Below are 18987 nucleotides of genomic sequence, written 5' to 3'. Positions count from 1 at the left end.
TCCAATGATCGGACTTAACGCAAAAGACTGGCGGATCTTCCTGATCGTCCTTTTCCTGACGATGATGGCCCCTTTCCTGCTGAACCCCTTCCCCGAAGGCTCCGCGATGGCGCAATTCAACGCGGGCTATCCTGACCTGATGCAGCGCTTTGTGATCTTCGGGATCCTTGCGATTGGGTTCAATATCCTCTTCGGGCTGACAGGATACCTGAGCTTCGGGCACGCCGCGTTTCTGGGAGTGGGGTCATATGCCGCCATCTGGATGATGAAACTGGTGACCACCAACATTATCCCCGGCATGATTGCGGCGATCATCGTAGCTGCCCTGTTCGCGCTGGTTGTTGGCTTCATCTCACTACGGCGCTCTGGGATCTACTTTTCGATCCTCACGCTGGCCTTTGCGATGATGTCTTATTCCTTGGCCTATTCGGTTCTGACACCACTGACAGGGGGCGAGACAGGGTTGCAACTAAAATCAACCGATGCCCCCATTCTTGACGGGGCCAAAGAAGCAGGCGAGATCGGACGCGCCAATCTCTTCGGGCTGGATATGAAAAGCTCTTACGTGCTTGAGCTTGGCAACTGGGCCTTCACGTTCAACACGGGCTACTACATCTGCGCCGTGGTGATGCTGCTGGCCTTCTACTTGTCGATCCGCATCTTCCGTTCGCCTTTTGGGATGATGCTGCGGGCAGTGAAAACCAACCAAAACCGGATGAGCTATACCGGGCTGAACCCAAAGCCTTACACATTGGCGGCCTTCGTCATCTCTGGGATGTATGCCGGTCTGGCGGGCGGTCTGATGGTGGCGATGGACACCCAAGCGGGACCAGAGCGGATGTTCTGGACCGCCTCGGGCGAGATCGTTCTGATCACCATCTTAGGCGGCGCAGGGACACTGATGGGTCCTGTCCTAGGGGCCGGTTTCATCAAATATTTCGAGAACATCGTCTCGAAGATCAACAAGGATATTCTGCACAACTGGTTCGCCTTCCTGCCTGACGGGATCGAGGATTTTCTGGTCGCCATCGTTTACCCCTTTGTGGGCAAGGGCTGGCACCTGACGCTTGGCATCCTGTTCATGTTGGTCGTCATCTTCCTGCCCGGCGGCCTAGTGCAGGGCGGACAAAAGATCGCTTCGGCGTTTCGGCGCAAATCGCCCGAAGACGCCAAACCAAACGCAACCGAACCAGCCGAATAAGGGGATTGGATATGGGACTCCTTGAAGTCAAAGGCATCAATAAACGGTTCGGCGGCTTGCAAGCGCTAGGGGATGTGAACCTCAGCGTGGCCGAGAACACCACTCACGCGATTATCGGCCCCAATGGAGCCGGTAAATCGACCCTGCTGAACGTGCTTGTCGGGAAGCTCGTACCGGATAGCGGGTCGGTTATGTTTGACGGCCATTCGGTCTTGGGGCGCAAACCTCATGAGATCAATCAAATGGGGATCAGCCGTGTGTTCCAAACACCGGAAATCTTCAGTGATCTCAGTGTATTTGAGAACGTCATGATCCCCTGTTTCGCCAAGCGGGATGGCGCCTTTCGGATGCATGCAATCGAAAGCATCTTTTCTGAAAAGGGCATTCAAGAACAGGCCGAGGCCATTCTGGCGGACGTCAATATGCTTGAGAAAAAAGAGATGATTGCATCCAGCCTGTCGCGCGGCGACAAGCGGCGTTTGGAAATGGCCATGTGCCTGGTGCAGGATCCCAAGCTTTTGCTCCTTGATGAGCCAACAGCGGGGATGGCACGCGCCGATACCGAAAACACGATCAACCTGCTGAAGGAAATTCGTGAAAAACGCGGGATCACCATGGCGATTATCGAACATGACATGAATGTGGTGTTCTCACTGGCCGAGCGGATCACCGTATTGGCGCAGGGCACCCCGCTTGTCGAAGACACGCCTGACAACATCAAAGGCCACCCCAAGGTTCGCGAAGCCTATCTGGGTGAGGCGCAGGTTTAACCCGGATCATTTTTCGCGAAAAATGATTTGGCAGGAGACACGAAAATGAATGCACCTTTCAACAAACACGCCAATAATGCGGCGACCCATCCTGCTTACCTGAGTATTTGGGAAATCGAAGCCTATTATGGCGAAAGCTACATTGTGCAAAATGTCAGCTTCAACATCCATGAAGGTGAGATCTTGGCGCTACTGGGCCGCAACGGGGCTGGAAAAACATCCACGCTGCGGACGATTGCCCGGCTAGACGACCCGCAGCTGACACATGGTGAAATCTGGCTTGATCACAAGCCATTGCATGAAATGAAAAGCCATCAGGCTGCACAAAATGGCATTGCCCTTGTACCCGAAGACCGGCGGATTATCCCTGGGCTGACCGTCGAGGAAAACCTGCAACTCGCCCAAATTGCACCGCCGCATGGATGGTCACTGGAGCGTATCTATGACCTTTTCCCGCGCCTTGGGGAACGGCGCAAACAGGAGGGCGTGACACTTTCCGGGGGCGAGCAGCAAATGCTCTCCATTGCAAGGGCCCTTGCCCGCGACATTAAGGTTCTGCTGCTGGACGAGCCCTATGAGGGCTTGGCGCCGGTGATCGTACAGGAAATTGCAAAGACGCTTGGTGTGATCCGTGATCAGGGGATCACAACAGTTATCGTCGAACAGAATGCCGTGGCCGCGCTGAAACTGGCAGACCGGGCGGTTATCCTGGATACCGGTACCGTTGTTTTTGATGGATCGGCCCAAGAAGTATTGGATGACGAAGCATTGCGGGCGCAATATCTGGCGATCTGACAAAGGCTTACGCATTTTACTAAAATGCGAGGAACAAGTGATGCGGGCCTTAACCTACTGGTAAGGCCCGCTTGCGATTCTTAATCCATCATAAATGTAGCTTTTCGGAGCCGAGAGATGGATAGTTCAGTAACCTTTGCGCCCAAATCTGTGGCGGCCGCGCCCTATGTACCAAACAAGGAACCAACGCGGGATACTAAAGTTCCAATCGTAGAAAAGATGGAAGGTGCGGCGACAATTCCCACCAATAAACCCTTTGTCGCACAAGTCGTCAGTGCAAGATTATCTGGAACAGAGTTTCCAGAGCAGCCTGGCGAAATTGCGCCCGATGAACGGACGTTGCGCCCCTATAGTACGCCGATGCTTCCCTCAGATGGAAATGCAGAGGCTGAAATGGCGGCCGCGCCTGACGCCGAAAATGACGCCAAAACGCAGGATCCGGCGCAACCTGTCAATACAGACGCCTGACATTTTCAATCCTCCCCCGCTTTCCACCTCGGGCGGGTTGCCCTATAAGCAGTTCCAAGCTTGTGACGTAACGTCGCGAAGCGCGCAGAATTGGGCAACGGGCCGAGGAAAAAATGAGCAACAAAACCCCTCACGACAGCGATGTCAGCTTTATTCAGGCACTGGCAGAATTGCTTCGCGAAAATGACCTGACCGAATTACAGGTCAAACGGGACTATGGCGAAAATGACAGTCTTAACGTCCGGGTCAGCCGGCAGATTCAGACCATCGTCCAGGCCAGTGTCCCCGCAGCAGCACCGGCCCCTGTAGCGGCTGCCCCAACTGCTTCCCCCGCAGCTGCGCCGCCAGCGCCCGCGCAGGCTGCCGACGCTGGCGACCCTGCCAACCACCCAGGTGCGGTCACCTCACCCATGGTCGGAACGGTCTATACAGCCCCCGAACCTGGCGCTGCCCCTTTCATCAGCACCGGTGCGACCGTCAACGAAGGCGATACGCTACTGATTATCGAAGCCATGAAAACAATGAACCATATTCCAGCTCCACGCAGCGGAACGGTCAAACGGATCATGGTCGAAGATGGTGGCGCAGTCGAATTTGGCGCCCCTCTTGTGATCATCGAATAAGGCGCACCCATGTTCGATAAAATCCTTATCGCAAACCGAGGCGAAATCGCCCTTCGCGTTGTCCGGGCCTGCCGGGAAATGGGCGTGAAATCCGTCGCGGTTCATTCCACGGCGGATGCCGACGCGATGCATGTCCGCATGGCAGATGAGGCCGTTTGCATCGGGCCCCCCTCCTCGGCGCAAAGCTATCTGTCTTTTCCGGCTATTATTTCGGCCTGTGAAATCACCGGCGCGCAGGCGATCCACCCAGGATATGGGTTCCTTTCGGAAAACGCCGCTTTTGTGCAGGTTGTCGAAGATCATGACCTAACATTCATTGGCCCCACAGCCGAGCATATCCGTGTCATGGGCGATAAGATCACCGCCAAAGACACAATGAAGGCGCTTGGGGTGCCGTGCGTGCCCGGCTCGGACGGTGGCGTCCCCACTTTGGAAGACGCCAAACGGATCGGGGCGGAGATCGGCTATCCTGTCATTATCAAGGCCACCGCTGGCGGTGGCGGGCGCGGTATGAAAGTCGCGCAGACCGAAAGCGACATGGAACAGGCGTTCATGTCCGCGCGTGCCGAGGGCAAAGCCGCCTTCGGCAATGATGAGGTCTATATCGAAAAGTACCTCACAACACCGCGGCATATCGAAATCCAGGTCTTTGGCGATGGCAAAGGCAACGCGGTGCATCTTGGCGAACGGGATTGTTCGCTCCAGCGGCGGCACCAGAAGGTTTTCGAAGAAGCACCTGGCCCCTGCATCACGCCAGAGCTGCGCGCCAGGATCGGTAAGGTCTGCGCAGATGCGGTCGCCAAGATCAATTATATCGGCGCGGGCACCATCGAGTTTCTGTTCGAAAATGATGAATTCTACTTCATCGAAATGAACACCCGCCTGCAGGTGGAGCACCCTGTGACAGAGGGCATCTTTGGTGTCGATCTGGTGCGCGAGCAGCTGCGTGTTGCTGCTGGACTGCCTATGTCCTTCTCGCAAGACGACCTGAAAATCAACGGGCATTCCATTGAGGTACGAATCAATGCGGAAAGGCTGCCCGATTTTGCCCCCTGTCCCGGCACCATTACGCAGTATCACGCCCCCGGCGGGCTAGGGGTGCGCATGGATAGCGGGCTTTATGATGGCTACCGTATTCCGCCCTACTACGACAGCTTGATCGGCAAGCTGATCGTCCAAGGGCGGGACCGACCAGAGGCTTTGGCCCGGCTCGCCCGCGCCTTGGGTGAATTGATTGTGGATGGTGTCGACACCACGATCCCCTTGTTCCACGCGTTGCTCGAGGAAGAGGCGGTGCAAACCGGCGAATATAATATTCACTGGCTTGAACATTGGCTTGAGCAAAACTTGAACTAGGCCGTATGAAAGACACCGATCCGCCCCTCACCCCGCAACTGCTGTTGCAGGCCTACCGGGTCGGTGTTTTCCCGATGTCAGAAGGTCGGAACGATCCAGAGGTCTTTTGGGTCGATCCAAAGCGACGCGGGATCTTTCCATTAGACGGGTTTCATATTTCGCGCAGTCTGGCACGGACAATGCGCCGCACAAAGTTCACGGTCAGCTTTGATCGGGCCTTTCGGGATGTCATGCAAAACTGCGCCGATCGGGACGAAACCTGGATCAACGACACCATCATCGATTTATATGCCGCATTATTCCAGTCAGGCCACGCCCACTCGATCGAGATTTGGGACGGCGAAAAGATGGTCGGCGGTGTATACGGCGTTTCCATTGGTGGTGCGTTCTTTGGCGAAAGCATGTTCAGCAAAGCCACAGACGCCTCAAAGATTGCGTTGGCCTATCTGATCGATCGGCTTCGGTCAGGTGGCTATCAGCTGTTTGATACGCAGTTCCTCACGCCGCATTTGGCAAGCCTTGGCGCGGTCGAGATTCCGCGCCGTGTCTTTCAGGAAAAACTCGCCGCCGCTCTAGACACAGCCGCATATTTCAATGCCGCTGGGCGTCATATTCCCCACGCTCAGGACGTGATACAGCGCAGCGCCCAAATATCATAACGTGGATGATCCATTGCATGCAGCGCGGGCGATGATGCTAAAATCCAGCCCGTAAAAAGTGGCTGCGGTTCGTCCCGATAAGTCACCACGATTTCTGCAAAAGCATCACCTGACGGGTTTGCGGCGGGGTAACGACATTCATTCAGAGTCACTTTCAAAAAGCCCAAGGCAGCCGTTTCGCCATTTTGCAGGGATAGGTCGGTCACATCGCCGGTCAACTTGTCCAACACACGTAGATCACCCCCTGGGGCGGTCACAGCTTCAACTTGGTCCTGCGCGACAACGGATGTCCCCCAAACGGCAAAGAGTGCAAACGCCCGCAATAGCATCGTGGATTTCCTATTCAGGTGACCAAGCTTCATAATCGGCCCGCTCTGCCGGGGCTGACTTGCGAATCGAGCCTGCTGGCGCATACGCCGCAAGCGTGCCAGTCAGGTTTTCTTGATGCGGCTTTTCCCAGTCTTTGTGCGAAACAGCGACCTCGGTAGGCGGTTCATCCCATGTATGATGTAGCCATCCATGCCACTCAGGGCTGACCCGCGAAGCTTCGTTTTCACCATCATAGATCACCCAACGGCGGCTATCATCTGCATTTCGATAATAGACATTGCCCTCAGCATCTTCGCCAACCTTTTCGCCATTGCGGCTGGTCCAAAGCTGGGTGCCAAAAGACTGCCCATCCCACCAGGTAAAGATACGTTTGATGTTGTGACCAAGGCCCATTGCGCGTCTCCAAATACCGTGGTTCATCCATGCACGAACACAGCTGAAAGGTCCAGTATACTTAGCCGGGAACCCGCGCTGTAACTTCGATTTCAATTTTCATTTCAGGGTTCTGTAGCTGCGCTGAAATCATTGTCGCCGCCGGGCGTGCCTTGGCGAACGCTGCCGAAGTGATCGGCCAGCAGGCCGGCCATTCATCTGTATTCGGCACGATATAGTTAACGCGCACAACGTGATCGAGCCCGCTACCGGCCTCTTCCAAGGCCTTTGCAATCGTATCCAGCGTATTGCGGCACTGCTCTTCGATACTGTCCGGCATAGTCATCGACGCATAGTCATAACCGGTGGTGCCAGCCACAAATACCCAGCCATCTGCCACCACAGCGCGGCTGTACCCGATTTGCTTCTCAAATGGCGATCCGGTTGTGATGTGTTTGACAGACATCGGCTTAGCTTGCTGTCGCAGGCTCTTTCTTTTTGCCATCATCATGGATCATCAGCGGTGCCACATCTGAGGTCACAGCCTCTTCGTTCACAACCACTTCGGTGACCGTATCCATACCGGGCAGGTCAAACATCGTATCCAGCAGGATATCTTCCATGATTGAACGCAGCCCCCGCGCCCCTGTCTTACGTTCGATCGCGCGGTTCGCAATGGCGCTCAGCGCGTCTTCGGTGAAGGTCAGCTTGGTGTCTTCCAGCTCAAACAGGCGCTGGTATTGCTTGACCAACGCGTTCTTGGGCGCTGTCAGGATCGTGATCAGCGCATCTGCATCCAGATCTGTCAGTGTCGCGATAACAGGCAAACGGCCAACAAATTCCGGGATCAGCCCGAATTTCAACAAATCCTCCGGCTCAAGATCTGTGAAAATTTCACCGATCCCGCGATCATCATCTTCGCGGACATCCGCGCCAAAGCCCATTGCAGAGCCTTTGCCGCGCTGTGCAATGATCTTATCCAATCCGGCGAAGGCGCCACCGCAAATGAACAGGATGTTCGTGGTGTCGACCTGCAGGAATTCCTGCTGCGGATGCTTCCGGCCACCTTGGGGCGGAACGGATGCGACAGTGCCTTCCATGATTTTCAAAAGCGCCTGCTGTACACCCTCGCCCGACACGTCGCGGGTGATGGATGGATTGTCAGACTTGCGCGTGATCTTATCGACCTCATCGATATAAACGATGCCGCGCTGCGCACGCTCAACATTGTATTCAGAGGCCTGAAGCAATTTAAGAATGATGTTTTCAACATCTTCCCCAACATAACCCGCCTCGGTCAGCGTGGTGGCGTCCGCCATGGTAAAGGGAACATCTAGGATTCGCGCAAGCGTCTGAGCCAGCAACGTCTTACCGCAACCAGTCGGGCCGATCAGCATGATATTGGACTTCGCCAGTTCAATATCGGCCTTATCGGCGTGATTTAGGCGTTTGTAATGGTTATGCACAGCGACCGACAACACGCGCTTCGCGTGCATCTGGCCAATGACATAATCATCAAGAACCTGACAAATTTCGGTCGGCGTTGGGACACCATCGCCGGATTTCAGACCTGCGGTCTTCGTTTCCTCACGGATGATATCCATGCACAGTTCGACACATTCATCACAGATGAAAACCGTTGGCCCTGCGATGAGTTTACGAACCTCATGCTGACTTTTGCCGCAAAAACTGCAGTACAAAGTATTCTTGCTGTCGTTGCCAGATGTATTCGCCATCTCAAACCTCTTGGCCATGTGGCCGGTCAAACGTAATGCGGGCCGTCCTTACTGCTAACATTAGGACAGCCCGCCAAGGTCCACAATGTCAAAAATGAACATCTGCCCGCAGCGTTAACAAACCGTTTACTCGTCCGACTTTGGGCGATTTTCGACGATTTCGTCGATCAAACCCCATTCTTTAGCCTCTTCAGGTGACATAAAGTTGTCGCGCTCCAGCGCCGCCTCAACTTTTTTCAGCGTGTTTCCGGTATGTTTCACATAAATTTCATTCAGCCGCGTCTTCAATTTCTGCGTTTCAGCGGCGTGAATCATGATGTCGGTTGCCTGGCCCTGATACCCACCGGATGGCTGGTGCACCATCACGCGGCTATTCGGCAACGAAAAGCGCATCCCTTCATGCCCAGCCGTCAGCAAAAGCGAACCCATCGAGGCCGCCTGCCCGATCACCAGCGTGCTGACCTTTGGCTTGATGTACTGCATCGTGTCGTAAATCGACAAACCAGATGTCACCACGCCGCCGGGGCTGTTGATGTACATGCTGATCTCTTTTTTGGGGTTCTCTGATTCGAGGTGCAGCAGTTGGGCGACAATCAGCTGGCTCATGCCATCATGCACCGGACCATTTACAAAAATGATCCGTTCTTTGAGCAGACGGGAAAAGATATCGTAGGCGCGCTCGCCCCGGGCGGTCTGTTCAACCACCATAGGAACAAGATTCATATAGGTCTCGACGGGGTCTTGCATATTATCTGCCTCATGTTTGGACATAACTGTCCTACTGCGAAAATCCTGAAAGAGTCTTAGTCTCGGGTGTCAGGGGCTTCAAGGGGAGCACGAAACGTTTGACGAATCGTAAGTAGTGACTTACGGTAAGTCATGACCTACGAAGATACAATAACCGCCCTCGCCGATCCAACACGGCGGGACATCATCGACAGGCTACGCAGCGGACCACTGGCTGTTGGGGCCATCGCCGACGGCATGCCCATCAGCCGCCCCGCAGTTAGCCAACATCTACGCGTGCTGTCTGACGCTGGCCTTCTCACCGTCACCCCATCGGGCAATCGCAGGCTCTATGCGATCGCACCAGACGGGGTGGATGAATTACGCCGTTACCTGGACACGCTTTGGGATGATGCGCTTGCCGCTTTTGGCAGGGCTGCGGCAGAAAAAGCAAAGGAAAGTTCAAAATGAAAAACCCCATTGAAAAAACGCTCATCGTTCCCCTGACCGCATCCGAAGCCTTTGAACTCTTTACCGAAAACATGGACACATGGTGGCCAAAAGACCCGTTTTCCGTGACCGGGGATACATCCAAAGTCAGCTTTGCCAATCACAAAGGCGGCGACATCGTTGAGACGGGCGCAGACGGCAGCATCAACGTCTGGGGCACCCTGTTGGCCTACGATCCTGGCAAATACCTCGCATTTTCATGGCATCCCGGACGCGACGCGGACGAGGCAACCATGGTCACCGTGACGTTCACCCAGACCGAGGCGGGGACGCGCTGCGATCTGACGCACGGCGGATTTGAGATCCTTGGCGACACTGCAGATGCTGTCAGCTCAAGCTACCTGTCCGGCTGGGATTTGGTGCTGGGATGTTTTGCGAAAGCCGGGCTGACCCCGGCAATCGCCTAAACATCAGCCAACGTGGAATAGCGACTGGAACAACCGCGGATCAAGGCTTTCGGCCGCAAATGTATCACCTTCGGTCAAGACCGACACCGCATCATGGCTGTGGAGGCTTTCTTGATGGCTGGCGATCACGCGGAAGTCAGAAATCCGCGTATCCAGCTGTAATGCTTGCGTAAACAATCGGGCAGCATCCTCGACAAAGATCGGGTTGGCAGCGTTCAATTCTGCAAAGGCCTGCTCATCCTCACGCTTGACCATGACTTGGGTCTCAGTCGGCACGGCGGCCCGGGCGCGATCAATCAGGTCTTCAAACCACAGTAAATCACCGCCATCTTCCAGCAACACCGAAATCCGGGCGACCGAGCGCTGCGAATGCGGGGTGGCAAGCTGCCCCCGGAACTGCCGCGCATGCTCGGACAGCTCCAAAGAACAGGGGCAAGTCGAGGAATAGACATAGTCCAGGTGGACAATCTTCTTACGGACGCCCGCGCTTTCCACCAATTCCAGCGCGATATCATAGTACTGATACCCCGCCAGACCGGACCGCAAGCTTTCCACTTTCATCGGAAAGCTAAAGCGCATCTGAATGCGGGCGTCAAAGCTCTCTAGATCGGTCTTATAAGCATCCAGCGCGCGCTCAATCACCTCAAAACTAAACGTCTCTTCGGCGTGTTTGTAGAACGTGCGCATGATCCGGGACATATTGATGCCCTTCTTCTCGGCCTCAAGCGACACCGTGCCGGTGACAGAGGTCTCAAGGGTCAGATCGCCGTTATCACGGGTATGAAAGCGGATTGGCAGGCGGAAATTGCTGATGCCCACATGCTGGATCTGCTGCTGCGCGCCTTTGATCAGGCTGGACGGGCCATTTTGCAGATCAGGCATCGTTTCCTTATAGGCCTCATCCACTTCAAACGCGTCCGGATACGCGCGGGCCAAAGCGGGATAATTCGACACCTCTTGGCCGGGGATCAGGCGAGACACCAAAGGATCAAGGGTCGCGACCTCTTCTGCAGTCACATCACCAGCCCAACGGCGGAGCAACGCAAGTGCCGCCTCGGCCTCCGCGCGCGTTGGTTCACGGTTCAAATCGGGTGAATGAATATTCATATCTGCGCCCCCCTGAGCTGTCGTAGAACCCCTTAGATGGGGCGTATCATCGGAGTTTCCAATAATATCCTCATAGATACGCAACAATTCGGGGCGCGGATCAGTCATAATCGGACCTCAGCAAGGGATCGCTCACATTAGGCGCATTTGGCGGCAAGGATCAATTGTACTCCTACCAAAGCGAGGAGCCCGCGTTTCTGCTTTGAGCTAGGAGGTCGTAATCCGCGACACGTTTTCAAATCGCGACAACACCCAAGGGGTATCGTCGCGATATATGACTAGGACACTACTGTGCAGCGACCGCGCCGCGCAGGTCTGCGATCAAATCATCGGTATCTTCCAGACCCACGCTCAGCCGGATCAGCCCGGGTGTGATACCCAGCATCGCTTTGACGTCATCCGACAGGCGCTGATGGGTGGTTGTCGCAGGATGGGTCGCAATGGACTTCGCATCGCCCAAGTTATTCGAGATCGTGATAATATCCAATGCGTTCAAAAGCTTGAATGCAGCGGCTTGGCTGCCTGTATCAATCGACAGCACGGTGCCGCCCAGGCCCATCTGCGCCTTGGTCAAGTCATACTGCGGGTGACTGGCAAGGCCCGGATAGATGACATTCTGCAATATACCGTCGGCCTCGAGGGCCGTGGCAATGAGGAGCGCACTGGCGGTCTGGGCACGCACGCGCAAATCCATGGTCTCAAGCCCCTTCAGCATGATCCAGGCGGTGAATGGGGACATCGCGCCACCGGTATGCTTCAGATAGGGTTCAACAGTGCCGCGAATAAACTCCTTGGTGCCCAAGATCACACCGCCCAGCGCACGCCCCTGCCCATCAATATGCTTGGTTGTCGAATAGACGACCACATCAGCCCCCTGCCCCACAGCATCTGAAAACACAGGCGTGGCAAAGACATTATCCACGATCACGATGGCACCCACAGCATGGGCCAAGGTCGAAACGGCCTTGATATCAATCACTTCCAAGGTCGGGTTTGAGATGCTCTCAAAGAACACTGCCTTGGTATCAGGCCGGATCGCGGCCTCCCATGCGGCCAAATCGGTGCCATCCACAAAGGTGACCTCAACCCCGAAACGGGTCAAGACCTCTTCGAGGATATATAAACACGACCCAAACAAGGCCCGAGCCGACACCACATGGTCGCCCGCGCGCAGCATTGACATCAGCGCCGCATTGACAGCCGCCATGCCAGAGGCAGTGGCGAACCCGTCTTCTGCCCCTTCCAAGGCAGCGATGCGATCTTCAAACATCGCGACTGTCGGATTGCCGTAACGGGCATAGATGAATTCGTCCTCACCGGACTTGATGAACCGGGCTTCGGCATCTTCGGCAGTCTCATAGACAAAGCCTTGTGTCAGATAGATCGCCTCGCTCAGCTCATTATATTGGCTACGGCGGGCACCGGCATGCACGGCTTTGGTGCGTTTATTCCAAGTCTTCATCATCATCCTTCGCGCGGTTACGCATAAAAAAACCCGACACCGGGAAAAGGCATCGGGGCGTCAAAGCCGCAATCCTCTTTAGCGGCATGTTTAACGTGGCCCGCAATCCGGTAACAAATCGCCACGAAGGTTCAAATACGCCGCTCCAAGACCAAGGTCAAGATCCAGGCGCGCGATGCCAGGGGCATACCCCTGGCACCGTAAGGCCGTTTACTGGGTAAGCGGAACCAGACGCTGAGCCGCGTCCGCATACATCCCGACAACGCGATTCATATTGACCATCGTTTGGTTAAGGCCATGGAACTTCTGCGCATCGGTGTCTTCAGGCAATGAAACACCGGCAAGCACATCGGACAGATACGGCTTCACTGTTTCCCAATCGTCTGTCACGCCCTCTAGACCGGTGCGGATTTCATCATTGGGCGGCGGCTGAATACCCACATTCGGCATGCCGTCGCGCAGTGCGTGCAAGGATGTTTCAAAGACAGCCATGGTGCCCTGCAAATCCTCTTGCAATTCCTCAGATGCAGAGCCGCTTGCGATCAGGCAGGATTCTTTGGACATTTTCTGTGTCAGCATGCGCTGGCGGCCCGAAATATCGATCAACATCAACGATGAAAAGGTCATGGCGTTTGGATTGGAATACTGCCGCACCAATTGCTCGACCAAGGATTGCGCAGCAGCAAGAACCTGTAGGTTCGCGTTGAAAATATAGTCGCGTTGCGCCTCGGTGGCTGCGCCTGCCGCCATCGCATCAGCGGCTTCTTTCAACGGCTCCCAGCGTTCACGCAGAGTTGCAATTGCTGTCAGGGTCCGCCGGTTTTGCTCGGCGGCTTGAATATTCAGATCAGCATCGCCAAACTCCAGCCCCGTCAAGATTTTTTCAAATTCCGTACTGGCCGATGCAAGAAGTGTTGTCGCAGCTTCAGCATCAACGCCTTGGGTCAGATGGCAGGCCGCCGCCGGGATACGCTGTGACAGCATACGCAATCTGCCCGAGAAATTGATACGTTGTTCTGCATTGTCTGGGACAAACGCAACAGGTTGGGTTTCCGCGTGGGCCGGCAAGATAGACACTGGCCCCGCTACTGCAAGAAAAACCGCCATTGCCAGGTTCTTGTAAGTCATTGTTTCACCTCAATTGCAGGCACATTGCGTGCCGCAGCAATCTTCGCACTTGTTGATCGAATTGCTGCCATCCAGACAGCGCGAACCATGCCCCAAAAATGCGAGATCAGGGCAATCGGACAAGCGGCCAGCAGTCCCCAGGCCGCCACAGCGTCATGTTTGTTATTCGAAACCAGGCACTATTCACGAGTGGCGTTTGTGCGGCCCACCGCTTCAAGACTGCCCGACAACAAACAACACAGATTGCCGGACCTTGAACTGACAAACGAACGCTGCATCGCGTTATTTGGACATCACACCGTCGTGACAGCCGCCTTCACATCAGCGATGATCCAGATCAACTAATAACGTAAAGTTAAGACCGCAAGAAAATCGCGACTGTTGCGACCCTCAGACTAAAATTTAAGCAACGCGGCCGGGTCTTGCAGCATTTTATGTCAGAACGCCGACCCGTCGATCCACGCCTGAAGTCGGCCAAGCACATGAAACGACGGGCCTCACTTCTCCACCAACCCTTTCCCAAAGCATCGTACTGACGTCTATGAAACCTTGCCCTTTTTCGTCTGCATGCCATTGTAAGCGGGCGTAAAAGCAAAGGATTTCTGATGAGCGCCCCGATCGATCTTTACTTCTGGCCCACTCCGAATGGATGGAAAATCTCAATTGCCCTCGAAGAAATGGATTTGCCCTATGATCTGCATCTCGTCGACATCGGCGCGGGCGATCAATTCAAGCCAGACTTTCTAAAAATCGCGCCCAACAACCGTATGCCCGCGATTGTTGACCCTGATGGACCAGAAGGCGCGCCAATCTCCATATTCGAATCGGGTGCAATCCTGCAGTACTTGGCCCGCAAAACAGGCAAGTTCTATGGGCATACGGCACGGGATCAGATCAGCGTTGATCAATGGTTGATGTGGCAAATGGGCGGGCTCGGCCCAATGGCGGGACAAGCGCATCACTTCCTCAAATATGCGCCAGCAATGGACCCACCAAACGATCTGCCCTACGCCAAAGACCGATATCGTAACGAAACAGCGCGGCTATATGGCGTTCTGGATCGGCAATTGGCCGAGCATGAATTTGTAGCTGGCGATTTTTATTCAATCGCAGATATGTCGATCTGGGGGTGGGCCTCGCTTTGGGAAGGGCAACAACAAACACTTGACGATAAGCCCCACATGGCCCGCTGGCTCAAGACGATGGGCGCACGACCAGGTGTTGTCCGTGGACGGGCGCTTGCCGCCGAGAAACGCGGCGACTTTCGTAAAGATAGCAACGCGCAAAACGTACTTTTTCAAAAGCGATCATAACGATTTGTTAGTTGCATAGGCGTAACCTTGTCCTTGTTTGTAAGGACTACGGTTACCGCCATGCAATATCGACCACATCGCTACCCCACGGAATTCCCCATAATGATACAGACACCTATTGGGCCACAAAAGGCCCAAGTGATGGATGTAAACAATGTCGGGGCACGGATCAAAGGGCTTCGCGGCCTGAAACGCGGCGATAAGGTAGGCATGAAAGTGTTAAACGTGAATATTGAGGCTGTCGTACAATGGACAGGCACCAATTTTTCGGGGATCACGTTCCGGCCGCAGATCAATGATGATCAGGTAGACACTTTGCGCTTCCGCCGTGATGCACGCGCCGGCAGACGCCCATCCACAGTCGGATTTGGCTTTGCCGAGATGCGTTAGTCTTCAGGGCTTTCAGGAACTTCAATCAGATATTTCTGCAAACCGATAATCTGCGCCATCAAGAAGACAAACAAAACCGCTGGGAAGGCAAAAGTTTCAAGGGTTACCCAAAGCTCCGTGCTTTGGGTGCGCCAGATAATTTCGTTTGCGATGGCCAAGACGATAAACATCATCGTCACCCGGCGGGTGAGGATCATCCAACCTTCCTGCTCCATTGGCATTATCTCTTCCATGACGAACTGCAGATAGCTTTGGCCGCGCAGCAAGCCAATGCCCAACAGGCCAGCCATAACCGCATAAACGATGCTGGTCTTCATCTTGAAGAAACGGTCATCATTAAAATAGGCGGTCAGACCGCCAAAAAAGATAACCATAAAAGCCGTAAAGACCTGCATCCGGCTCAGCTTGCCGGTCATGATCCACAAGATACCCATCGCGACCAGCAGGATCGGAACAAAGACCAAAGCTGCGATGATGAAGCCAGAATAGTCCGTTCCAGCAATCGTGAACGTATCATCCTTGATCCGCAGATAGATCAGAAAAAACGCCAATGTCGGCCCCAATTCAAGGACTTGCTTTAGAAAAGGGTTGATCTTCTTTTCGGTCATAGGTGTCTCCCTCCAGCATTTTTACCTGACTGTCATAGCCAGTTAAGGGCAAAATGCATTAACCGCCCATTTCCACGATGACGGCGCCAAGTGCAACCAAGCTCATTAGAAAAAGGCGCCGGGGCCCCACTTTTTCACCCAGGATGAACCAGCCGATCAATGCGGCGAACACGGTCGAGGTTTCGCGCAGAACAGCAGCTTCGCCAACCTTGTCCAACCTTGTCGCCATCATCACGCCGCCAAAACTGATCCAGGCGATCAAAGCCCCTGCAAGCCCGCGCCAAACCAAGGGGCCCAGCACCGGGGGTGCAGCCATGCGCCGGTAGCGCAGAGCAGCAAGGATCGGGAAATCAAAGGCAGTGACGAAAAAGAACCAAGCCAAAAAGGTGAACGGATCAGGGGATTGGCGAATGCCATAGGCATCATAGGTCGTATACACGGCGACCAGTCCGCCGCAGATACCCGCCCAGATCAACCCGATCTTCAAGGCCGGTAGATCAATGGTTTCTTCCGATAGGTTGCGCAGGGCCAGTAGCAGAATTCCGCCCGACAAACATGCCACACCAAGCCATTGAACTGGCGTAAAATGCTCGCCGAAAATCACACTTGCGGCCAGGACAGTGACCAGCGGGCCGGTGCCACGCACGACCGGATAGACGACCGTATACGCAGCCCGTTCATAGGCCAGTGCCATCGTCAGCTTATATGCAAAATGGATGACAATCGCGCCCAGCAGAATGACAAATGTGGGCAGATTTGGCCAAGGCACCACGAATAACGCAATCGGTGCCGAAAGAACAAGCAGCCATGCATCGATTGCGCCGCGCGACATCCAAGGATCATGGCGCCCCTTTTGCAAGGCACCAAAGGCGGCATGCGCGACAGCCGATGTAAGTGCGAGCAATGTTGCCAGACGCGCGCCTTCCTGCGTTCCCGCGATTGACACGAGCCATTCACTCACTCTGGGGTCCAATCAGCGCTGACAGTTGCACCAGACAATGCAAAGCTGACAACTTCTGGGCCCTCCTTGGTTTGCGCAATCCCCAACTGGATCATTCCTAATCCCCGCTCAGACCGCAGCTCTACATCCAATGTGCCAACCGCATCCGGCAACGCCTTGGCAAAATCAAGCACGGCCCGCCGGTCGGGTCGATCAAGCTGCGCAAAGCTCAGTCCCGAAATAGCGCCTTCCAGCATGGTTCTGGTCAAATCGGGGGCGAGTTCGGCGATCAGGTCTGGCGTTGTTTCGATGGATGCCACCAGCTCTTGCAGATTGAGCCCGCCAAAGCTCATGGCGGCAGAGCCGACATCATCAAAATATGCGCCGCCCAAGACCGCACTGATCGCAATCGGTCTATGTTCAGGGTGGCCGATATCCAAATTCTCCAAAATCAGCAGACCTTGGTCCGGGACATGCTGTAATGTGAAGGCTACATAGGAAATCTGATCAGAGACCGCTTCCTGGCTGCCCGTCAAACGCATTTGCAAACGGCGGGGCAGACCGGTGCCATTGGCAAAGGCATCCAGCCCGTCGGCACGCCATTGAATATCTTCAAGCTCGGCATCGGCGAGCGCGGCAAATTCGCCAGGTCGGATTTGGCACCAGCCATCAGGGGTCATCTCGACCTTGATGGTCAATAGCGCCTGCATTTCTGCCTCAGCGTCCGCCGCGTATGCAAGCGTAGATAAAGGCGCAATCAACAGATCCGTGAAACGCAGCCAACTTCCTGCGCATTCGGTGCGCGTGACATTCATATCGGCGGCCACGGGACCGGCCAACGCACTTAAAATAATGGCTGTTCGTATCATTCAGCACCAACCAAAGCTGCTGCAAACTCTTCAGGGTCAAACGGGGCCAAGTCGTCGATCTGTTCGCCCACGCCAATGGCATGGATCGGAAGGCCAAATTTATCGGCCAGCGCCACAAGCACGCCGCCCTTGGCCGTCCCATCCAGTTTCGTCATAACGAGACCTGACACATCCGCCAGCTCTTGGAAGACTTTCACCTGTTGCACCGCATTTTGCCCTGTCGTGGCATCCAGTACGAGCAGTGTGTTATGCGGCGCATCGGGGTCCTTTTTGCGGATCACCCGTACGATCTTGGAAAGTTCTTCCATCAGATCTGTCCGGTTTTGCAAACGGCCCGCAGTATCGATCATCAACAGATCAGCGCCATCTTCCTGCGCTTTTGTCATCGCATCAAAGGCCAGGCTGGCCGGGTCGGACCCTTCGGGCGCGGTCAGAACGGGCACACCGGCGCGATCGCCCCAAACCTGCAATTGTTCGACCGCCGCCGCGCGGAATGTATCCCCTGCTGCGATGACCACCTTTTTGCCGGCGGCACGGAATTGACTGGCCAGCTTGCCAATTGTCGTTGTCTTCCCTGCCCCGTTCACGCCAACAACCAAAACCACTTGCGGCTTTTTCGCGTATAAGGGCATTGGACGGGCCACGGGCTCCATAATTTGCGCCACTTCTTGGGCCATCAGCTGCTTGATCTCGACAACAGACAGCTTCTTGCCCAACCGTCCTTCTGCCATATTGGCTGTGACACGCAAAGCTGTCTCCACGCCCATGTCAGCGGTAATCAGCAATTCTTCGAGCTGCTCCAACATCTCGTCATCCAGGGTACGGCGGATAACCGTCTTGGCCTCACCGCCGCCAAACAAGCGCCCCAGAAGACCCTTCTTTTCAGTGGGCGCCGCTGATTCTTCGGTCAAGGGACCAGCCAGATCGACGTCAAATTTCACCGGCGTCGAAACGGACGGCTCAGGCTCAGGCTCAGGCTCAGGCTCAGGCTCAGGCTCAGGCTCAGGCTCAGGCTCAGGCTCAGGCTCAGGCTCAGGCTCAGGAATTGGATTGGGTGCGGGTTGCGTATGCGCAAGCGCTTCGGTCACCACTTCCTCTTCTTCGCCGCCATCATTGACGATCGCATCAAGCCCCTCATCAATCTTGGATGAGGATTTAAACATCCGCTCTTTCAGCTTTTTGAAAAACGCCATGCGCGCCTGCCTTAAATCATTGCT

23 protein-coding genes and 1 riboswitch are annotated in these 18987 nt (G+C 55.0%); of the genes, 11 read left to right on the top strand and 12 right to left on the bottom strand.

What is annotated here, in order from left to right:
• The first annotated feature begins 4 nt into the window (after nucleotides 1-4).
• The 7 genes from AABB29_RS13120 to aat all read left to right on the top strand — a co-directional run bounded on the left by AABB29_RS13120 (nucleotide 5) and on the right by aat (nucleotide 5872).
• Nucleotides 5-1201 carry a branched-chain amino acid ABC transporter permease gene (locus AABB29_RS13120; RefSeq protein WP_341366483.1) on the top strand — a complete coding sequence of 399 codons (1197 nt, stop codon included), beginning with the start codon at nucleotides 5-7 and terminating at the stop codon, nucleotides 1199-1201.
• Nucleotides 1202-1212: 11 nt separating this feature from the next.
• On the top strand, nucleotides 1213-1971 hold the full coding sequence (locus tag AABB29_RS13115) for an ABC transporter ATP-binding protein (RefSeq protein ID WP_341366484.1): 759 nt from the start codon (nucleotides 1213-1215) through the stop codon (nucleotides 1969-1971).
• Between the two features lie 45 nt (nucleotides 1972-2016).
• Nucleotides 2017-2766: an ABC transporter ATP-binding protein gene (locus AABB29_RS13110; RefSeq protein WP_341366485.1), complete on the top strand. Its 750-nt coding sequence runs from the start codon at nucleotides 2017-2019 to the stop codon at nucleotides 2764-2766.
• A 117-nt stretch (nucleotides 2767-2883) separates the two neighbouring features.
• Nucleotides 2884-3234, top strand: coding sequence for a hypothetical protein (locus tag AABB29_RS13105; protein WP_341366486.1), 351 nt, complete (start codon nucleotides 2884-2886; stop codon nucleotides 3232-3234).
• A 113-nt stretch (nucleotides 3235-3347) separates the two neighbouring features.
• Nucleotides 3348-3857: an acetyl-CoA carboxylase biotin carboxyl carrier protein gene (gene accB, locus AABB29_RS13100; RefSeq protein ID WP_341366487.1), complete on the top strand. Its 510-nt coding sequence runs from the start codon at nucleotides 3348-3350 to the stop codon at nucleotides 3855-3857.
• A 9-nt stretch (nucleotides 3858-3866) separates the two neighbouring features.
• Nucleotides 3867-5213 (top strand): acetyl-CoA carboxylase biotin carboxylase subunit, encoded by a 1347-nt coding sequence (gene accC / locus AABB29_RS13095; RefSeq protein WP_341366488.1) that lies wholly within the window; start codon nucleotides 3867-3869, stop codon nucleotides 5211-5213.
• A gap of 5 nt (nucleotides 5214-5218) precedes the next feature.
• On the top strand, nucleotides 5219-5872 hold the full coding sequence (gene aat, locus AABB29_RS13090) for a leucyl/phenylalanyl-tRNA--protein transferase (protein ID WP_341366489.1): 654 nt from the start codon (nucleotides 5219-5221) through the stop codon (nucleotides 5870-5872).
• On the opposite strand, the gene AABB29_RS13085 is transcribed toward aat, so the two are convergent.
• The 5 genes from AABB29_RS13085 to AABB29_RS13065 all read right to left on the bottom strand — a co-directional run bounded on the left by AABB29_RS13085 (nucleotide 5836) and on the right by AABB29_RS13065 (nucleotide 9057).
• Nucleotides 5836-6201, bottom strand: a complete 366-nt coding sequence (locus AABB29_RS13085; protein WP_341366490.1) for a DUF2155 domain-containing protein — start codon at nucleotides 6199-6201, stop codon at nucleotides 5836-5838. The genes aat and AABB29_RS13085 overlap by 37 nt on opposite strands.
• A 10-nt stretch (nucleotides 6202-6211) precedes the next feature.
• On the bottom strand, nucleotides 6212-6595 hold the full coding sequence (locus AABB29_RS13080) for an NADH:ubiquinone oxidoreductase subunit NDUFA12 (protein WP_341366491.1): 384 nt from the start codon (nucleotides 6593-6595) through the stop codon (nucleotides 6212-6214).
• Nucleotides 6596-6656: 61 nt separating this feature from the next.
• A complete protein-coding gene (locus AABB29_RS13075) occupies nucleotides 6657-7040 on the bottom strand; it encodes a RidA family protein (protein WP_341366492.1) in 384 nt (127 codons plus the stop codon).
• A 4-nt stretch (nucleotides 7041-7044) separates the two neighbouring features.
• Nucleotides 7045-8310, bottom strand: coding sequence for an ATP-dependent Clp protease ATP-binding subunit ClpX (gene clpX / locus AABB29_RS13070; RefSeq protein ID WP_341366493.1), 1266 nt, complete (start codon nucleotides 8308-8310; stop codon nucleotides 7045-7047).
• A 126-nt stretch (nucleotides 8311-8436) separates the two neighbouring features.
• On the bottom strand, nucleotides 8437-9057 hold the full coding sequence (locus AABB29_RS13065) for an ATP-dependent Clp protease proteolytic subunit (protein ID WP_341366494.1): 621 nt from the start codon (nucleotides 9055-9057) through the stop codon (nucleotides 8437-8439).
• A 132-nt stretch (nucleotides 9058-9189) separates the two neighbouring features.
• On the opposite strand from AABB29_RS13065, the gene AABB29_RS13060 reads away from it, so the two are divergent.
• Together AABB29_RS13060 and AABB29_RS13055 are read left to right on the top strand one after the other, a co-directional pair.
• Nucleotides 9190-9507, top strand: a complete 318-nt coding sequence (locus AABB29_RS13060) for a metalloregulator ArsR/SmtB family transcription factor (RefSeq protein WP_341366495.1) — start codon at nucleotides 9190-9192, stop codon at nucleotides 9505-9507.
• A complete protein-coding gene (locus tag AABB29_RS13055) occupies nucleotides 9504-9953 on the top strand; it encodes an SRPBCC family protein (protein ID WP_341366496.1) in 450 nt (149 codons plus the stop codon). Before AABB29_RS13060 ends, AABB29_RS13055 begins: the two co-directional genes overlap by 4 nt.
• A gap of 3 nt (nucleotides 9954-9956) precedes the next feature.
• Here the strand turns inward: AABB29_RS13055 and folE2 are convergent, their stop codons facing one another.
• From folE2 to AABB29_RS13040, 3 genes are all read right to left on the bottom strand, one after another.
• The gene (gene folE2 / locus AABB29_RS13050; protein ID WP_341366497.1) at nucleotides 9957-11060 is read right to left on the bottom strand and encodes a GTP cyclohydrolase FolE2; all 1104 of its coding nucleotides are present in this window, start codon (nucleotides 11058-11060) and stop codon (nucleotides 9957-9959) included.
• 286 nt (nucleotides 11061-11346) lie between these two features.
• On the bottom strand, nucleotides 11347-12525 hold the full coding sequence (metZ, locus tag AABB29_RS13045; protein WP_341369090.1) for an O-succinylhomoserine sulfhydrylase: 1179 nt from the start codon (nucleotides 12523-12525) through the stop codon (nucleotides 11347-11349).
• 54 nt (nucleotides 12526-12579) lie between these two features.
• A riboswitch (SAM riboswitch) is annotated at nucleotides 12580-12657 on the bottom strand.
• Between the two features lie 75 nt (nucleotides 12658-12732).
• The gene (locus AABB29_RS13040; RefSeq protein WP_341366498.1) at nucleotides 12733-13650 is read right to left on the bottom strand and encodes a type IV pili methyl-accepting chemotaxis transducer N-terminal domain-containing protein; all 918 of its coding nucleotides are present in this window, start codon (nucleotides 13648-13650) and stop codon (nucleotides 12733-12735) included.
• A gap of 605 nt (nucleotides 13651-14255) precedes the next feature.
• Between AABB29_RS13040 and AABB29_RS13035 the strand changes: the two genes are divergently transcribed.
• Both AABB29_RS13035 and AABB29_RS13030 read left to right on the top strand, forming a co-directional pair.
• Nucleotides 14256-14963 carry a glutathione S-transferase N-terminal domain-containing protein gene (locus tag AABB29_RS13035; protein WP_341366499.1) on the top strand — a complete coding sequence of 236 codons (708 nt, stop codon included), beginning with the start codon at nucleotides 14256-14258 and terminating at the stop codon, nucleotides 14961-14963.
• A gap of 102 nt (nucleotides 14964-15065) precedes the next feature.
• Nucleotides 15066-15353 carry a hypothetical protein gene (locus AABB29_RS13030; protein WP_341366500.1) on the top strand — a complete coding sequence of 96 codons (288 nt, stop codon included), beginning with the start codon at nucleotides 15066-15068 and terminating at the stop codon, nucleotides 15351-15353.
• Here AABB29_RS13030 and AABB29_RS13025 read toward each other — a convergent pair.
• From AABB29_RS13025 to ftsY, 4 genes are read right to left on the bottom strand one after another with little or no spacing between them, the layout of a single operon-like run.
• The gene (locus AABB29_RS13025) at nucleotides 15350-15961 is read right to left on the bottom strand and encodes an inner membrane-spanning protein YciB (protein WP_341366501.1); all 612 of its coding nucleotides are present in this window, start codon (nucleotides 15959-15961) and stop codon (nucleotides 15350-15352) included. The genes AABB29_RS13030 and AABB29_RS13025 overlap by 4 nt on opposite strands.
• A gap of 58 nt (nucleotides 15962-16019) precedes the next feature.
• Entirely contained in the window at nucleotides 16020-16922 is a 903-nt protein-coding gene (locus tag AABB29_RS13020) for a DMT family transporter (RefSeq protein ID WP_341366502.1), read from the bottom strand.
• On the bottom strand, nucleotides 16919-17770 hold the full coding sequence (locus AABB29_RS13015) for a hypothetical protein (protein WP_341366503.1): 852 nt from the start codon (nucleotides 17768-17770) through the stop codon (nucleotides 16919-16921). Before AABB29_RS13015 ends, AABB29_RS13020 begins: the two co-directional genes overlap by 4 nt.
• A complete protein-coding gene (ftsY, locus tag AABB29_RS13010; protein ID WP_341366504.1) occupies nucleotides 17767-18963 on the bottom strand; it encodes a signal recognition particle-docking protein FtsY in 1197 nt (398 codons plus the stop codon). Before ftsY ends, AABB29_RS13015 begins: the two co-directional genes overlap by 4 nt.
• Nucleotides 18964-18987: the final 24 nt, after the last annotated feature.

Source organism: Yoonia sp. BS5-3 (genome assembly GCF_038069655.2).
Lineage (GTDB): Bacteria > Pseudomonadota > Alphaproteobacteria > Rhodobacterales > Rhodobacteraceae > Yoonia > Yoonia phaeophyticola.
Note: the sequence above shows the minus strand (reverse complement) of the source record. Positions and strands in the feature narration are given on the sequence as shown.

What these genes read in the sequence shown, in the direction of transcription:
- AABB29_RS13120 (WP_341366483.1), top strand. Translation starts at nt 5, where the DNA reads ATGATCGGACTTAACGCAAAAGACTGGCGGATCTTCCTGATCGTCCTT.
- AABB29_RS13115 (WP_341366484.1), top strand. Translation starts at nt 1,213, where the DNA reads ATGGGACTCCTTGAAGTCAAAGGCATCAATAAACGGTTCGGCGGCTTG.
- AABB29_RS13110 (WP_341366485.1), top strand. Translation starts at nt 2,017, where the DNA reads ATGAATGCACCTTTCAACAAACACGCCAATAATGCGGCGACCCATCCT.
- AABB29_RS13105 (WP_341366486.1), top strand. Translation starts at nt 2,884, where the DNA reads ATGGATAGTTCAGTAACCTTTGCGCCCAAATCTGTGGCGGCCGCGCCC.
- accB (WP_341366487.1), top strand. Translation starts at nt 3,348, where the DNA reads ATGAGCAACAAAACCCCTCACGACAGCGATGTCAGCTTTATTCAGGCA.
- accC (WP_341366488.1), top strand. Translation starts at nt 3,867, where the DNA reads ATGTTCGATAAAATCCTTATCGCAAACCGAGGCGAAATCGCCCTTCGC.
- aat (WP_341366489.1), top strand. Translation starts at nt 5,219, where the DNA reads ATGAAAGACACCGATCCGCCCCTCACCCCGCAACTGCTGTTGCAGGCC.
- AABB29_RS13085 (WP_341366490.1), bottom strand. Translation starts at nt 6,201, where the DNA reads ATGCTATTGCGGGCGTTTGCACTCTTTGCCGTTTGGGGGACATCCGTT.
- AABB29_RS13080 (WP_341366491.1), bottom strand. Translation starts at nt 6,595, where the DNA reads ATGGGCCTTGGTCACAACATCAAACGTATCTTTACCTGGTGGGATGGG.
- AABB29_RS13075 (WP_341366492.1), bottom strand. Translation starts at nt 7,040, where the DNA reads ATGTCTGTCAAACACATCACAACCGGATCGCCATTTGAGAAGCAAATC.
- clpX (WP_341366493.1), bottom strand. Translation starts at nt 8,310, where the DNA reads ATGGCGAATACATCTGGCAACGACAGCAAGAATACTTTGTACTGCAGT.
- AABB29_RS13065 (WP_341366494.1), bottom strand. Translation starts at nt 9,057, where the DNA reads ATGCAAGACCCCGTCGAGACCTATATGAATCTTGTTCCTATGGTGGTT.
- AABB29_RS13060 (WP_341366495.1), top strand. Translation starts at nt 9,190, where the DNA reads ATGACCTACGAAGATACAATAACCGCCCTCGCCGATCCAACACGGCGG.
- AABB29_RS13055 (WP_341366496.1), top strand. Translation starts at nt 9,504, where the DNA reads ATGAAAAACCCCATTGAAAAAACGCTCATCGTTCCCCTGACCGCATCC.
- folE2 (WP_341366497.1), bottom strand. Translation starts at nt 11,060, where the DNA reads ATGAATATTCATTCACCCGATTTGAACCGTGAACCAACGCGCGCGGAG.
- metZ (WP_341369090.1), bottom strand. Translation starts at nt 12,525, where the DNA reads ATGATGAAGACTTGGAATAAACGCACCAAAGCCGTGCATGCCGGTGCC.
- AABB29_RS13040 (WP_341366498.1), bottom strand. Translation starts at nt 13,650, where the DNA reads ATGACTTACAAGAACCTGGCAATGGCGGTTTTTCTTGCAGTAGCGGGG.
- AABB29_RS13035 (WP_341366499.1), top strand. Translation starts at nt 14,256, where the DNA reads ATGAGCGCCCCGATCGATCTTTACTTCTGGCCCACTCCGAATGGATGG.
- AABB29_RS13030 (WP_341366500.1), top strand. Translation starts at nt 15,066, where the DNA reads ATGATACAGACACCTATTGGGCCACAAAAGGCCCAAGTGATGGATGTA.
- AABB29_RS13025 (WP_341366501.1), bottom strand. Translation starts at nt 15,961, where the DNA reads ATGACCGAAAAGAAGATCAACCCTTTTCTAAAGCAAGTCCTTGAATTG.
- AABB29_RS13015 (WP_341366503.1), bottom strand. Translation starts at nt 17,770, where the DNA reads ATGATACGAACAGCCATTATTTTAAGTGCGTTGGCCGGTCCCGTGGCC.
- ftsY (WP_341366504.1), bottom strand. Translation starts at nt 18,963, where the DNA reads ATGGCGTTTTTCAAAAAGCTGAAAGAGCGGATGTTTAAATCCTCATCC.